Origin of the sequence: Oceanicoccus sagamiensis (assembly GCF_002117105.1) — a bacterium.
GTDB classification, from domain to species: Bacteria; Pseudomonadota; Gammaproteobacteria; order Pseudomonadales; family Dasaniaceae; genus Oceanicoccus; species Oceanicoccus sagamiensis.
In genome coordinates, this window is sequence record NZ_CP019343.1 from 1,669,796 (window position 1) to 1,683,886 (window position 14,091).

Annotated in this window: 15 protein-coding genes; all 15 read right to left on the reverse strand. The window is 44.7% G+C overall.

The window, feature by feature from the left end; genetic code table 11:
• Positions 1 to 7 precede the first annotated feature (7 nt).
• On the reverse strand, positions 8 to 1,552 hold the full coding sequence (gene atpA, locus BST96_RS07540; RefSeq protein WP_085758113.1) for a F0F1 ATP synthase subunit alpha: 1,545 nt from the start codon (positions 1,550 to 1,552) through the stop codon (positions 8 to 10).
• A gap of 52 nt (positions 1,553 to 1,604) precedes the next feature.
• On the reverse strand, positions 1,605 to 2,141 hold the full coding sequence (locus BST96_RS07545) for a F0F1 ATP synthase subunit delta (RefSeq protein WP_085758114.1): 537 nt from the start codon (positions 2,139 to 2,141) through the stop codon (positions 1,605 to 1,607).
• A 12-nt stretch (positions 2,142 to 2,153) separates the two neighbouring features.
• Positions 2,154 to 2,624, reverse strand: coding sequence for a F0F1 ATP synthase subunit B (locus BST96_RS07550; protein ID WP_085758115.1), 471 nt, complete (start codon positions 2,622 to 2,624; stop codon positions 2,154 to 2,156).
• 55 nt (positions 2,625 to 2,679) lie between these two features.
• A complete protein-coding gene (gene atpE, locus BST96_RS07555; protein ID WP_085758116.1) occupies positions 2,680 to 2,919 on the reverse strand; it encodes a F0F1 ATP synthase subunit C in 240 nt (79 codons plus the stop codon).
• A 55-nt stretch (positions 2,920 to 2,974) separates the two neighbouring features.
• A complete protein-coding gene (atpB, locus tag BST96_RS07560) occupies positions 2,975 to 3,901 on the reverse strand; it encodes a F0F1 ATP synthase subunit A (protein WP_085758117.1) in 927 nt (308 codons plus the stop codon).
• A gap of 55 nt (positions 3,902 to 3,956) precedes the next feature.
• Positions 3,957 to 4,355 carry an ATP synthase subunit I gene (locus BST96_RS07565; RefSeq protein ID WP_085760494.1) on the reverse strand — a complete coding sequence of 133 codons (399 nt, stop codon included), beginning with the start codon at positions 4,353 to 4,355 and terminating at the stop codon, positions 3,957 to 3,959.
• 341 nt (positions 4,356 to 4,696) lie between these two features.
• On the reverse strand, positions 4,697 to 5,614 hold the full coding sequence (locus tag BST96_RS07570; protein ID WP_085758118.1) for a ParB/RepB/Spo0J family partition protein: 918 nt from the start codon (positions 5,612 to 5,614) through the stop codon (positions 4,697 to 4,699).
• 132 nt (positions 5,615 to 5,746) lie between these two features.
• Positions 5,747 to 6,514: a ParA family protein gene (locus tag BST96_RS07575; RefSeq protein ID WP_085758119.1), complete on the reverse strand. Its 768-nt coding sequence runs from the start codon at positions 6,512 to 6,514 to the stop codon at positions 5,747 to 5,749.
• 2 nt (positions 6,515 to 6,516) lie between these two features.
• Positions 6,517 to 7,101, reverse strand: a complete 585-nt coding sequence (gene rsmG, locus BST96_RS07580; protein WP_240554936.1) for a 16S rRNA (guanine(527)-N(7))-methyltransferase RsmG — start codon at positions 7,099 to 7,101, stop codon at positions 6,517 to 6,519.
• Positions 7,102 to 7,168: 67 nt separating this feature from the next.
• The gene (gene mnmG, locus BST96_RS07585) at positions 7,169 to 9,079 is read right to left on the reverse strand and encodes a tRNA uridine-5-carboxymethylaminomethyl(34) synthesis enzyme MnmG (protein ID WP_420814629.1); all 1,911 of its coding nucleotides are present in this window, start codon (positions 9,077 to 9,079) and stop codon (positions 7,169 to 7,171) included.
• Between the two features lie 584 nt (positions 9,080 to 9,663).
• A complete protein-coding gene (mnmE, locus tag BST96_RS07590) occupies positions 9,664 to 11,058 on the reverse strand; it encodes a tRNA uridine-5-carboxymethylaminomethyl(34) synthesis GTPase MnmE (protein ID WP_085758122.1) in 1,395 nt (464 codons plus the stop codon).
• Between the two features lie 90 nt (positions 11,059 to 11,148).
• Positions 11,149 to 12,849 carry a membrane protein insertase YidC gene (yidC, locus tag BST96_RS07595; RefSeq protein ID WP_085758123.1) on the reverse strand — a complete coding sequence of 567 codons (1,701 nt, stop codon included), beginning with the start codon at positions 12,847 to 12,849 and terminating at the stop codon, positions 11,149 to 11,151.
• A gap of 2 nt (positions 12,850 to 12,851) precedes the next feature.
• Entirely contained in the window at positions 12,852 to 13,100 is a 249-nt protein-coding gene (gene yidD / locus BST96_RS07600; protein ID WP_085758124.1) for a membrane protein insertion efficiency factor YidD, read from the reverse strand.
• A 30-nt stretch (positions 13,101 to 13,130) separates the two neighbouring features.
• Positions 13,131 to 13,541, reverse strand: a complete 411-nt coding sequence (gene rnpA, locus BST96_RS07605; protein WP_085758125.1) for a ribonuclease P protein component — start codon at positions 13,539 to 13,541, stop codon at positions 13,131 to 13,133.
• Positions 13,542 to 13,586: 45 nt separating this feature from the next.
• A complete protein-coding gene (gene rpmH / locus BST96_RS07610; RefSeq protein WP_085758126.1) occupies positions 13,587 to 13,721 on the reverse strand; it encodes a 50S ribosomal protein L34 in 135 nt (44 codons plus the stop codon).
• Between the last annotated feature and the right edge of the window lie 370 nt (positions 13,722 to 14,091).

Sequence of the window (14,091 nt, forward strand, 5' to 3'; positions counted from 1 at the left end):
AAAAGTATTAGTAAGTTTGAGTCGACTTAAACTTCTCTACCAACTCAACGAACTTCGCTTTGTAGTCATCATTCCAGTCACCGGAAGCGGCAATCGCTTTCATAGTGTCTGCGTATTCTGAATTAGCGAATGATAATAAAGCTGCTTCGAAATCACCGATTTTTTCAACGGCAACGTCGTCCAAGTGGCCTTCGTTCGCGCAGTAAACAATCAAGCCCATTTCCGCAACGTTTAATGGTGCGTACTGTTTTTGCTTCATTAATTCTGTAACACGCTCACCGTTATCTAGCTGAGCACGTGTTGCATCATCAAGGTCAGAAGCAAACTGGGAGAATGCCGCCAATTCACGATACTGTGCCAAAGAGGTACGAATACCACCGGACAGCTTCTTCATGATCTTGGTCTGTGCAGCACCACCAACACGCGATACAGAAATACCTGCATCCATCGCTGGACGGTTACCGGCGTTAAACATGTCGGCTTCAAGGAAGATCTGACCATCGGTAATCGAGATTACGTTAGTCGGTACGAAAGCCGATACGTCACCCGCTTGGGTTTCGATAACAGGTAGAGCGGTCAATGAACCGGTCTTGCCTTTTACTTCACCGTTGGTAAATTTCTCAACGTAGTCAGCGTTTACACGAGCAGCACGTTCTAGCAGACGCGAGTGCAAGTAGAAAACGTCACCAGGGTAAGCTTCACGACCTGGAGGACGACGTAATAGAAGAGAGATCTGACGATAAGCCCAAGCTTGCTTGGTTAAGTCATCATAAATGATCAGTGCATCTTCACCGCGGTCACGGAAGTATTCGCCCATGGTACAGCCGGCAAAAGGCGCCAAAAACTGCATCGCTGCTGGGTCAGACGCTGTTGCTGCAACGATGATGGTGTGATCCATCGCGCCGTGCTCTTCCAATTTACGAACAACCGCCGCAATCGAAGAAGCTTTCTGGCCAACCGCTACATAAACACACTTAATGCCTGAGTCTTTCTGGTTGATGATGGCATCAACAGCAATCGCTGTTTTACCGATCTGACGGTCACCGATGATCAGCTCACGTTGGCCACGACCGATGGGTACCATCGAGTCAACGGATTTCAAACCAATCTGTACTGGCTGATCAACCGACTGACGCTCGATAACACCGGGAGCAACTTTTTCGATAAAGTCAGTCGCTTTCGCATTAACAGGACCTTTACCGTCGATTGGGTTACCCAACGCGTCAACAACGCGACCTTGCAGTTCAGGACCAACCGGTACTTCAAGTACGCGACCAGTACACTTACAAGTTTGGCCTTCGGCCAAGCTTTGGTAATCACCTAGAACAACCGCACCAACAGAATCGCGTTCAAGGTTCAACGCCATACCGTAGATACCGCCTTCAAATTCAATCATCTCACCGTACATTACGTTGGTCAGACCGTGGATACGAATAATACCGTCGGTAACAGATACCACGGTGCCCTCATTTTGGGCTTCGCTAGACACATCAAGTTGATCGATGCGGCTTTTGATAATTTCGCTAATCTCAGATGGATTCAGCTGTTGCATTGTCTTTTCCTCATTATGGGGCCAGGTTCTTTAACCAACCCCTTCTTCTTCACTAGGAATTCATTGCTTCGGCAAGTTTATTCAAACGTCCGCGCACACTACCGTCAATTACTACATCCGCAGCGCGTACTACTACGCCACCGAGCAGGTTTTTATCAATAACGGTTTGCACGTTTACATCACGCTCTAACTTACCGCTTAAGGCCGTAGCCAATTTTTCCTGAATAGCAGCATCCAGCTCAAAGGCGGTTGCTACTTCTACTTCAACACTCTTTTCACGATTCGCTTTAAACTCTTCAAAAAGTGCAGAGATAGTTGGCAATAGCGGCAGGCGCTTATTGTCAGCTAACACTTTAATAAAGTTTTGTGCGTTCGCGGTTAGCTCATCACCACACACTTCCAGGAAATGTGTTGCTTGTTGAGCAGAGGTTAAAGATGGTGAGGTTAATACCTTCACCATGTTGTCTGCGTTGGCAACAACCGCAGCGGTAGCTAATTGCTTGGACCAGGTGGCCAAGTCATCAGCGTTTGCTGCAAATTCAAATGCTGCTCGCGCATAAGGTCTTGCCAGGGTGCTTAATTCAGCCATGCTAAAACTCCCTTACAGACCTGCTGCTAATTTATCTACCAACGCCTTGTGAGCGTTTTCATCGATAGAAGCTTCCAGTACCTGCTCGGCACCAGCCAACGCTAAGCCAGCCACTTGCGAACGCAAGGCTTCTTTAGCACGGTTAACTTCCTGATCGATTTCAGCTTGTGCAGCAGCTTTAATACGATCGCCTTCTTCGTGAGCAGCTGTTTTCGCTTCATCAACGATTTGGTTTGCACGCTTGTTAGCGGCATCGATGATGGCGGAAGCTTCCTGCTTGGCTTCACGCAGTTGCTGTGTCGCTTTTTCCTGTGCTAGTTCTAAATCTTTACCAGCACGGTCAGCAGCTTCAAGACCATCAGCAATCTGTGTTTCACGCTCGTCCATGGCATTGCGAATCGCAGTCCAGACGAAGGCTTTACAGAACCACACAAACGCAAGGAATGTGATGGACTGGCCAATCAAAGTCAGATTAATGTTCACGCCGACACCTCAGCTTAAATAAGTTTATAAAAAAAGTTGTTGTTAACTTTTTAACTTACGCGGCTAAAGTCGGTACAACTACGAACAATACGTACATGCCGATACCAACACCGATCATTGGAACCGCATCCAATAGACCTGCGATCAGGAACATCTTGCCCTGAAGCATAGGAGCCATCTCAGGCTGACGTGCAGAACCTTCAAGCAATTTGCCGCCTAAAAGACCAAAACCAATAGCAGTACCAGCGGCACCCAAACCAATCAAAAGAGAAACGGCGATTAATGCAAGACCCATTTTTCTATCTCCAGTAGTGAACGAAACGTTCGTTAAGTTAAAAGTAAATTAAAGTTTAATGTTCTTCGTCAACATCGTGTGCCATCGCCATATAAACGATAGTCAGCACCATGAAAACAAAAGCTTGTAACGCGATAACCAAAATATGGAAGATCGCCCAACCCAGTTGCAAGAAGCCCGCTAATACGCCGAGGAATAAACCGGCACCGAACATCGCAGCAATCAGGATAAAGATCATTTCACCAGCGTAGAGGTTTCCGAATAAACGAAGACCGAGAGAAATAGGCTTGGCGATTAGAGAAACACTTTCCAGGATAAAGTTAACTGGAATTAAGAAGATATCGACATACCACTTACCCGCATGGAAAGGGTGCAGGGTTAATTCTTTAACAAAACCCATAAAGCCTTTTTCTTTGATGCTGAAGTAGATCATCAGGAAGAATACGGTAAATGCCATACCCAAAGTGATATTGGGATCAGTAGTTGGAACCACTTTGAAGAAGAAGTGCGGATCGCCTGTAGCCCACATCATTAGCTCTGGAATCCAGTCAACCGGGATCAAATCCATCAGGTTCATAAAGAAGATCCAGATGAAAATAGTAAGCGCTAGTGGAGCAACTAAAGGATTTTTGTAGTGGAAGGTATCTTTAACATTGGTATCGATAAAATCGATAATCATTTCAATAAAGTTCTGCAGACCTTTGGGAACACCTGAGTGCATGCCCACAGCCACTTTGCGGAAGATAAAGGCAAAGATTAAACCCAGGGTAATTGACCAGAACATAGAATCAACGTGCACAGCCATAAAACCCATGTCTTTCATTTCGACATCGTTATGGGCCAGAGTCCATGTATCTTGAGTTAAGGTTTCTGTAGTACCGTCGTAACCTTCGCGAACATACCCTGCTGGCAGTTTGCCATAGGTCATATTGGTCAGGTGGTGCTTGATATAGCTTTCAGTGGTTAACGTATCACCAGCCATGCTGTTTAATACCTGTTAGATAAAATTAAAAGCAATTCCAAAATTCTTGGGCGATTCATCGCTTGATGACTCGCAGCGCCAAAATCCAATTCAACGCCATCATAAACATATAAGTCAGGAAGAGAACAGCTGGGTTAATCGGCTTGATCAGTGCAAAGGCACCGGCAAACAAAACGGCTGTTGATAAAAACTTTCCTGCCTCACCACGGTAAAATGACCGGGCTACATCCCCTGCTGCTCGCGCTCCTGAGAAGCGAAATGCCCAACGGGCAAAATAAGCATTAGGACCTATCGAAATTAAGCCACCCACAAGGGCCGATAAGGCCGCTGTGGTATCCAACAGTAACAAGCTTGTGGATATCACCAACAACACCAGTAGTTGCAATACAAAAAGCCGCATAAGAGGGGGTTTTCCCAGTTGAGCACCAGTGGCTGCATCTTTGTTTGACTGCATTTCCACGCTAATTCCTGCTCAACGCCTCTAGCTGCGTATCTTGACTCTTGGCTACCTGAATTCAGGTCAAAAACCTGAAAATGGAGTGGTCGCTTAATCAATCGTCGATTAAGGCGGGCGCATTATAGGGATAAAGGGGGCTCTATTCAACCAAATATTGAGTTTAGGGAGTAAAAAATGGGGGGATTTTTGCGAGGTTCACCGCAGGTTTACTGAATATCGGCGACGTTTGCCGTTAGGTACACTATCTAGTGATCAAGCTAGAAAACACCACTACATCATGTAGGGTGGATTATAATCCACCAAACCGCCATGGTGAAAAAGGTGGATTGCAATCCACCCTACTTGATGTGGTTAAGGATGCCATCCAGCTCATTCAGGCTGTTGTAATTTAACACCAGCCTACCCTTGCCTTTAGCACTATGATCAATGGTGACGGGTACACCGACCTTTTCAGAGAGCTGATCCTGTAATTTCTGGATATCAGGGTCGATGGCCTGCTTCTTTTTAGCCTTGGGAGATTCCAACTCCGCCAGCCTTGAGCGCACCAAAGACTCCGTTTGGCGAACGGACAAACCTTTACTGACCACAGTATTAGCCGCTGCTGACTGGTGCTCCAAAGGAAGGCCCAGTAAGGCTTTGGCATGGCCCATTTCTAAATCACCATGCTCTAACATGCGCTGAACATCGTCACGCAAGGTCATCAGGCGCAGCAAGTTACTGACAGTGGCGCGAGATTTACCGACTGCATCAGCAACCTCCTGATGAGTCAGGTCAAACTCTTGCTGTAAACGCGATAGTGCCATGGCTTCTTCCATAGCATTCAGGTCTTCGCGTTGGATATTCTCAATCAGCGCCATCGCAATGGCAGCTTCATCAGGCACTTGCCGAACCACTGCAGGAATACTGTCTAACCCGGCTAGCTGGGTAGCGCGCCAGCGGCGCTCTCCGGCAATAATCTCGTATTTATCAGCACTGATAGGGCGAACAACGATAGGCTGCATAACCCCCTGAGCTTTGATGCTCTCCGCCAATTCTTCCAAGGCTTCAGGCTGCATATCGCGGCGAGGCTGGTATTTACCACGCTGGATTAGATCAACAGGCAGGTTGCGTAAGTCGCCGTCAGTCGGTGTTGCAGAGGGTGAGGTGGGCTCTGCTACTGGTTGACCGGGTTCTGCAACCTCTGTGGGTTTGCTGTTACCAGCACCACCAAGGAGAGCATCAAGCCCTCGCCCTAAACCGCGTTTTTTAGCCGCCATGAAATTCCCAATCGTCTGATCTTTGTTTTTTGTTGGCGCCTATCTTACCGCCAAACAGCAAGAATGGGTAACCGTAGGGTGGATTATAATCCACCAAACCGCCACACCTAAAAAGGTGGAATATATTCCACCCTACTGATCGCTACGGCGAAGCATTTCACCGGCAAGAGCCAGATAAGACAAGGCGCCTTTGGATTGCTTGTCATAAGCCATCACAGGCATACCATGGCTTGGTGCTTCAGCCAGGCGAACATTGCGGGGAATAACTGTGCGGTAGACTTTATCACCAAAGTATTCGGTCAGCTGTTTTGATACATCATTGGTCAGGCTATTGCGCGGGTCATACATGGTGCGCAGCAAACCATCGATCTCCAACTTAGGATTAAGCACTTCCTGAATTTGAGAAATGGTTTCTAACAGTGCCGATAAACCTTCCAAAGCATAATACTCACACTGCATTGGGATAATCACGCCCTGAGAGGCGGTTAAGGCATTTACCGTCAGCATATTTAGTGAGGGTGGACAATCGATCATAATATAATCGTATTCTGCCCGCTCAATCGCCAAGGCATCACGTAAACGAAACTCTTTGCCTTCAATCGCCAATAACTCTACTTCAGCCGCAGTGACATCCGCATTGGAAGGAATCATATCGTAGCCGCAGTTTTCAGCATGGACACTGACTTCAGCAATGGGCACATCATGAACTAATACATCGTAAAGGCTGCGCTCTACGGCATTTTTATCGATACCACTGCCCATCGTCGCATTGCCTTGGGGATCAAGGTCGATAAGCAGCACTTTCTTTTTAGTGGCAACAAGGGAGGCAGCCAGATTGACGCAGGTGGTGGTTTTACCCACACCACCTTTCTGGTTGGTAACCGCTATAACTCTTCCCATTGTTAGCTCTTTTGTAAGACGATTAAGTGTCGCTGACCTTCATCATTGGGTACAGACAACGCGTGACAGGCTTCGACCTTATAGTTTTTCTCTAGCTGACTCAAGGCTTTCAGTTCATCTTCTGGATAAACGCCCTTCATTGCATAGAAACGCCCTTCCCCATCTAATAATTGTTGGCTGCCTTCTACCATATCGGCCAAGGTGGCAAAAGCTCGAGATAAAACACCATCATAAAGTTGGCCGCTATGCTCTTCTACGCGGCAGTGATGGATATTGACATTGTTGAGTTGTAGTTCTGTTTTAACCTGAAATAAAAAGCGCGTTTTTTTTCCGTTACTATCGAGTAAATCAAAACTACGTTCAGGAAAAATAATCGCCATAATAATACCTGGCAAACCAGCACCGGCACCCACATCAATAAAACGCTCGCCGTCCAGATAAGGAGCAATCGTTAAACTATCCAGCAAATGACGGTGAATCATTTCCTGAGGATCACGAACCGCCGTTAGGTTATAGGCTTTATTCCATTTTATTAACAGCTGGTGATAGGCTAACAGTGTTTCTATGGTTTGCGGATTAAATGACATTGATAAGTCATCAATACCATCTTCCAAAAGCTGTTTAAATTGACTATCCAAGGTTTATCTTCTCGAATTAAGCGGAAGTGGCAGCGCGTTCTAAGGCACCATGTTTCTTTAAATAAATCAGCAATAAAGAAACCGCAGCCGGAGTAACACCGGGCACGCGAGAAGCACGGGCTAAAGTATCCGGCCTGGCATCAGAAAGCTTCTGTTTTACTTCGTTAGAAAGGCCTTCAACACCATGGTAGTCAAAATCTACGGGCAATATGGTATTTTCATAACGACGTAGGCGATCAATTTCTTCCGACTGTCGATCAATATAGCCAGAGTATTTAATTTGTATTTCAACCTGCTCAGCAACTTGAGGATTATTACTTGCTTCACCTTTAATGCCAGCGACATCGCTGTAATTAATATTAGGGCGTTTAATTAAATCCATTAAACTGTATTCACGGGAAATGGGTTGATCTACTAATGCATCAACTTGATCACCCTCCGGTGTTTTTGGTTGCACCCACGTTGATGAAAGACGCTGGGTTTCTATTTCAATACCTTCACGCTTTTCAATAAATTTCTGCCAGCGTTTATCGCAAACCAAACCAAGTTCACGGCCTTTTTCGGTTAAGCGTAAATCAGCATTATCTTCACGCAGCAATAAACGGTATTCGGCTCGAGAGGTAAACATACGATAAGGTTCCATCGTACCCATAGTGATTAGATCATCAACCATAACGCCGATATAAGCTTCATCACGACGTGGACACCAAGCTTCTTTGCCCTGTACTTTTAAGCCAGCATTTAAACCCGCCAATAAACCTTGTGCAGCGGCTTCTTCATAACCGGTGGTACCATTAATCTGTCCTGCAAAAAATAAGCCTTCTACAAATTTTGTTTCCAGTGAATAGTGTAAATCACGGGGATCAAAATAATCATACTCAATCGCATAACCTGGCCGAGAAATATGGGCGTTTTCAAAACCATTAATCGAACGCACTAATTCCAACTGCACATCAAAGGGTAAACTGGTTGAAATACCATTGGGGTATAGCTCGTGAGTTTTTAAACCTTCTGGCTCAATAAAAATTTGGTGTGAATCTTTATCGGCAAAACGATGAATCTTATCTTCAATCGATGGGCAGTAACGTGGGCCTACACCTTCAATCACACCGGAGTACATTGGTGAGCGATCTAAATTATTGCGAATAATATCGTGGGTGTTTGAATTGGTATAAGTAATCCAACAACAGGTTTGCTCAGGGTGCTGCTCCTGTGAGCCAATAAATGACATCACCGGTGCAACGTCATCACCCCACTGTTCTTCCAAATCAGAAAAATTAACCGAGCGCGCATCAATACGTGGTGGTGTACCGGTTTTTAAACGGTCAACATTAAAAGGCATTTCCCGTAAGCGGTCAGCCAAAGCAATCGAGGGCGGATCACCTGCACGGCCACCGCTATGATTATCTAAACCTATATGAATTTTCCCACCCAAAAAGGTGCCGGTACATAACACAACGGTCGGTGCGTAAAACTTTACCCCCATCTGGGTAACTGCACCGGTAACTTTGCCGTTCTCAACAATCAGGTCATCAACAGACTGCTGGAAAATACTCAAGTTAGCCTGGTTCTCTAAAATTTCACGCACAGCAGCTTTGTAAAGCACACGATCAGCCTGAGCACGGGTAGCTCTAACAGCTGGGCCCTTACGGGCGTTAAGCGTACGAAATTGAATACCACCAAAATCGGTAGCCGTGGCCATGGCACCACCCAAAGCATCAATTTCCTTCACCAAATGGCTTTTACCTATACCACCAATCGCCGGGTTACAGGACATCTGGCCCAGAGTTTCGATGTTATGGCTAAGCAGCAGTGTCTTACAGCCCATACGAGCAGCAGCCAAACAGGCTTCAGTACCGGCATGGCCTCCACCGATAACGATAACATCAAATTGTTCTGTGTAGTCCACTGCTAAAACCTCAGGCATTGGCTGAATCAAAAAAGGGCGTGGATTATAGAGTAGGCGAGCAGGCGGTGAAAGTGAATGGCGAAAAAATAATCAGTTAAAATTCCACCGAATGTAGGGTGGATTATAATCCACCAACCCACCCTGATAGAGCGAAGGTGGATTGCAATCCACCCTACAAGTTAATTTGAAATCTTTGAATAAGGTTTTTATTAATTAAATATATTATTTATATATAGGTATATAGATAGATTGTTTTCTAATATTACTACTATTATTAGGCAAGCCATTTTCTGTTAGTAACCTAATTAAATACAATAAAATCAATGGTTTATAGCAATGATAAACAGGCCTTAATCCATTACATTAGCTGTATTTAGGGTATGGATTAGCGGTGTATAAAAGGGCGGCTTATACACAGGGGTAACCAAACCCTGAAAAGCGCCTATTTTCATGCAGATCAAACCCAAGGCTTATTCACAGCCAATCAACCTGGTTTACCCACAGGTATATTTGATCAGTAATCGATTCAAGTTCAGCAGTGGATATGTGGGTAACTTCGTGGATAACTACGGTAAAACAGCTATATAAGTCGGTATTAGCTGTTATTTACCAATACAGAAGCTGGAAAAGATCTCGCCTAATAAATCATCCGGCGTAAACTCACCGGTAATCTCGCTAAGGAAAGATTGGCACTGGCGCAGATCTTCAGCCAGTAATTCACCGGCACCGTGGGAATCTAACTGCAACTTACCCGCCTGTAGAGATTGGGATGCTTGTTCAAGGGCATCCAAATGGCGTCTTCTGGCAGTAAAACCCCCCTCGCCTGCGCCACTAAAGCCCATTGAGCTCTTTAAATGTTCAGTTAATAGCTCAATACCTTGATTAGCTTTGGCTGATAACTTGATAAGCGTCGGCTCACCGCTAGTGATACTGGCGGATTGACCGGATAAATCACATTTATTATGGATAACGGTGATATTTTGCTGGTGAGAGAGTTTTTCCGCTAAATCTGAGCCAAGATCATGGGTCAGTTTGGTGGGATCGGTTTCCTGGCTTTGAGTGCTATCGACCACTAATAACACGCGGTCAGCCTTTTCAATTTCAGCCCAGGCCCGGCGAATACCTTCCTGCTCCACAATATCCGGGCTTTCCCTAAGACCTGCCGTATCAATAATATGTAGCGGCATACCATCAATCTGGATATGTTCACGCAGTACATCTCTTGTAGTACCTTCTATCTCAGTCACTATCGCGCTTTCACGGCCGGATAAAGCATTTAATAGACTGGACTTACCGGCATTAGGTTTGCCAGCAATCACCACGGTCATACCTTCCTGAAGTAATGCACCTTGTTTGGCTTGTTTAAACACTAACGCTAATTTTTCAACAATGGCGTTTAAATCGGCAGCGACTTTTCCATCGGCGAGAAAATCAATTTCTTCTTCCGGAAAATCAATGGCCGCTTCAACATACATTCTTAAATGAATAACAGCTTCAACTAAGCTGGAAATTTTTTCAGAAAATTCACCCTGCAAAGAACGATAAGCATTTCTTGCCGCTTGCTCAGAAGCACTATTAATTAAGTCTGCAATGGCTTCTGCCTGAGTTAAATCGATTTTATTATTTAAAAAAGCGCGCTCGGAAAATTCGCCAGGCCTTGCCATTCTGGCACCGAGTTTAATCACTTCTTTTAATAAAATATCGAGTAAAACAGGGCCGCCGTGGGCTTGCAGTTCTAAAACATCTTCGCCGGTAAAAGAATTGGGGCCAGGGAAAAAGAGTGTAATACCATTATCTAATTTTGATTGAGATAAGTCTTCAGCAGTTTCGTAGAAGGGACCGTAATTGGCATAGCGAGGTTTTAACGCTACGCCTGTAATTTTCCGGGCAATAGATTGGGTATTTGGACCAGAGACACGAATAATGCCCACACCACCACGGCCAGGTGCGGTGGCAATGGCTGCGATGGTGTCGGTATGTAGGCTGTTATTTTCCATAGTCTGTAGGGTGGATTGTAATCCACCGGTTTTTACTGCCAGAGGTCACACTTGGTGGATTATAATCCACCCTACAATGACGAATAGGGATTATTCGTTTTCGATTCGCTTGGTAATAATATACTGCTGAATAATCGACAGTGTATTGTTGACTACCCAGTACAACACCAAACCCGCCGGGAAGAACAGGAAGAAGAAAGTAAACATCACCGGCATCCACTGCATCACTTTAGCCTGCATTGGATCTGGTGGTGGTGGGTTTAGTTTCTGCTGAATAAACATAGAAACACCCATAATCAACGGCAGGATAAAGTACGGGTCCATTACCGATAGATCATCAATATAACCAATAAAGGGAGCGTGACGTAATTCCACACTTTCCATTAATACCCAGTATAGGGAAATAAATACCGGCATCTGTACCAGGATGGGCAAACAACCACCTAAAGGATTAATCTTTTCCTTCTTGTACAGGTTCATCATCTCTGCTGATTGCTTCTGACGGTCATCAGCATAGCGCTCACGGATAGCGGTTAGCTTTGGCTGTACCTTGCGCATATTGGCCATTGAGGTATAGGCTTTTGCGTTTAGCTGGAAGAAAGCCGCTTTCACTAAAACCGTTACCGCAATAATCGCAAAACCCCAGTTACCCAGATAACCATGTAACTTGGTGAGCAACCAGAATAAGGGTTGAGCAATCCACCATAAAATTCCGTAATCAACGGTAAGCTCTAAACCGGAAGAAATTTCTTCCAAACGGTATTGGTCTTTAGGGCCGGTATAGAGCTGCGAAATAATTTTTCCGGTCTCGCCTGCATTAACGGTAACCTGTGGGCTGGTAAAACGAATAATATTGGCATCGTCCTTAGCCTTTAACATCGAATAAGTATGCGTCTGGCTAGGGTCAGGGATCCAGGCACTGGTAAAATAGTGCTGAATCATCGCAACCCAGCCGCCTTCCAGGTTTTGTTTAGGGAACTGCTTTTCAGCAATATCTTCAAAACTTACTTTGGAATAAGGCTCATCGGGCAGGTGAATAGCAGCACCCAAGTAAGGCGCCAAGCCCATACCTGAACTATCCTGAGCAGGGTCTGGGGTATTGTCACGCTTCAATTGGCCAAACATACCACCGGTCCAGGGCAAGCTACCTCTATTATCAATCAGGTATTGAATATCAATTAAATATTCACCGCGGGTAAAACGAAAACGTTTAGTAATAGTGACTTCATTGCTGGCTTGGTAAATCAGATCAACTAATAACTCGTCCTGGCCATCTTCTAATCTATATTCTCTTTGCTGGCTGGTATATTGCGCGCGACCTTTTGATGTATCGATACCATTAACACCAATCAAACCACTTTGAGCAATATAGGTACGCAAATTAGATTGCTCTAATAAGGTAAACGGAACATCAGGGTTATCTAATTCCGCGTAGTGCTTGGGTAAAGCGGCAAAAACAATATCGCCGCCTTGGGTATTAATATCAATTTCCAACGCATCTGTTCTAACTTTTACCCGGTCGATATTTTCAACAAAAGCGGTTTCATTAGAAGGCTCTTCAGGCTCCAGACTTGGAATATCGGCATCATTGTTACTGCTTGCGGTAGCTGTTGGAAAAGCAGATTCTGGGACAGTGGCTGCTGGAGTCGTATTACCAGTATTTTGCTGTTGCTGGTAAGCGGCAACAACATCAGTACCTTTTCTTTCATCTTTAAAATTAACCCACTCGGTGAGCAACATAAAAGATAAGGCGGCGATGGCGCCAATTAATAAATAGCGTTGGAAGTCCATAATTAGTGTGCAGTATGCCCGTCGTTGTTATCGGTGGTTTTTTCCGGCACAGGATCAAAGCCGCCGGGATGAAAAGGATGGCAACGTAGTAATCGTCTAAGGGTTAGATAACACCCTTTGATAGCGCCATGGGTTTCAATAGCTTGAATAGCGTAGCAGGAACAGCTGGGATGGAAGCGACAATGGTTAGCCATTAACGGGCTAATCGCATATCGGTAACCTTTGATACAGCCTATAAATATCCGGCGCATGTTTCGCCTATCAAGATAGAAAGAATAGGGTTAGGAGTTTTTCTGTGACTGTTGCTTTGCTTTATTGTCAGCTTTGTTTTTATCCTTTAAGGATTTTTCATAAAGCTGCTGCCAAAGCTTATTGAATAACGCATGTAATGCTGTGTTATCCAATTGGTCTAAGCCGCGTCTTGCTAATACTACAGTATCAATACCACCTAACTGGTGCTGTTGTAATCTGAAGCTTTCTCTAAGAATGCGTTTGATTCGGTTACGCTGTGTGGCGTGACGGACATTCTTTTTTGCAATGACTAAACCTAATCGTGGAGTAGCCGTGCCGTTTTTGCAGGCCAGGTATAAAACCTGTTGCTTGGAAACTTTTAACTGGGCGTTATCAAAAACGGCTTTATAAGCAGTTGCATCCAACAGTCTTAGGGATTTGTTAAATGAATAGTTAATCATAACTGTTCATTTATCCTTTAGGATGATGAATGCGAAGACTCTCTATTAAGCAGAAAGACGCTTACGACCTTTAGCACGACGACGGTTAATTAATGCACGACCGTTTTTAGTGGCCATACGAGCACGGAAACCGTGGGTGCGCTTGCGCTTAAGTACGCTGGGCTGAAATGTTCTTTTCATGACGTTAATTCCAAACTGAGCTAAAAAATGTTTTTTATCTGGCGGCTATAGTGTCTAAAAAGACGTAATTAGGCCCCCGATATCAAGGACCGCGCATTCTAGAGAATTTGTTGCCCAATATCAAATCGTTTATTGGCTGATTTTACAGTAATTTTAGGTATATAAAGGAAGCAATAGACAGCGTTCTATCGGGAACGGCTTAGGCACAGTCTATATACATGATATTGATAACTTATCCACAGCTCTTATTCATACTTATCCACAAAGTAGTGTTTACTATGTAATATCTTAATAACTGATCGATAATAGCCTATAAGTCATTGATAATTAATATCTATTAGGCGGTGCATTTTTTTTCATTATTCCCCGT

Bases quoted from the DNA above. Each gene is read 5' to 3' on its own strand.
- atpA (WP_085758113.1), bottom strand. From the start codon at position 1,552: ATGCAACAGCTGAATCCATCTGAGATTAGCGAAATTATCAAAAGCCGC.
- BST96_RS07545 (WP_085758114.1), bottom strand. From the start codon at position 2,141: ATGGCTGAATTAAGCACCCTGGCAAGACCTTATGCGCGAGCAGCATTT.
- atpE (WP_085758116.1), bottom strand. From the start codon at position 2,919: ATGGGTCTTGCATTAATCGCCGTTTCTCTTTTGATTGGTTTGGGTGCC.
- atpB (WP_085758117.1), bottom strand. From the start codon at position 3,901: ATGGCTGGTGATACGTTAACCACTGAAAGCTATATCAAGCACCACCTG.
- BST96_RS07565 (WP_085760494.1), bottom strand. From the start codon at position 4,355: ATGCAGTCAAACAAAGATGCAGCCACTGGTGCTCAACTGGGAAAACCC.
- BST96_RS07570 (WP_085758118.1), bottom strand. From the start codon at position 5,614: ATGGCGGCTAAAAAACGCGGTTTAGGGCGAGGGCTTGATGCTCTCCTT.
- BST96_RS07575 (WP_085758119.1), bottom strand. From the start codon at position 6,514: ATGGGAAGAGTTATAGCGGTTACCAACCAGAAAGGTGGTGTGGGTAAA.
- rsmG (WP_240554936.1), bottom strand. From the start codon at position 7,101: ATGTCATTTAATCCGCAAACCATAGAAACACTGTTAGCCTATCACCAG.
- mnmG (WP_420814629.1), bottom strand. From the start codon at position 9,079: ATGCCTGAGGTTTTAGCAGTGGACTACACAGAACAATTTGATGTTATC.
- mnmE (WP_085758122.1), bottom strand. From the start codon at position 11,058: ATGGAAAATAACAGCCTACATACCGACACCATCGCAGCCATTGCCACC.
- yidC (WP_085758123.1), bottom strand. From the start codon at position 12,849: ATGGACTTCCAACGCTATTTATTAATTGGCGCCATCGCCGCCTTATCT.
- yidD (WP_085758124.1), bottom strand. From the start codon at position 13,100: ATGCGCCGGATATTTATAGGCTGTATCAAAGGTTACCGATATGCGATT.
- rnpA (WP_085758125.1), bottom strand. From the start codon at position 13,541: ATGATTAACTATTCATTTAACAAATCCCTAAGACTGTTGGATGCAACT.
- rpmH (WP_085758126.1), bottom strand. From the start codon at position 13,721: ATGAAAAGAACATTTCAGCCCAGCGTACTTAAGCGCAAGCGCACCCAC.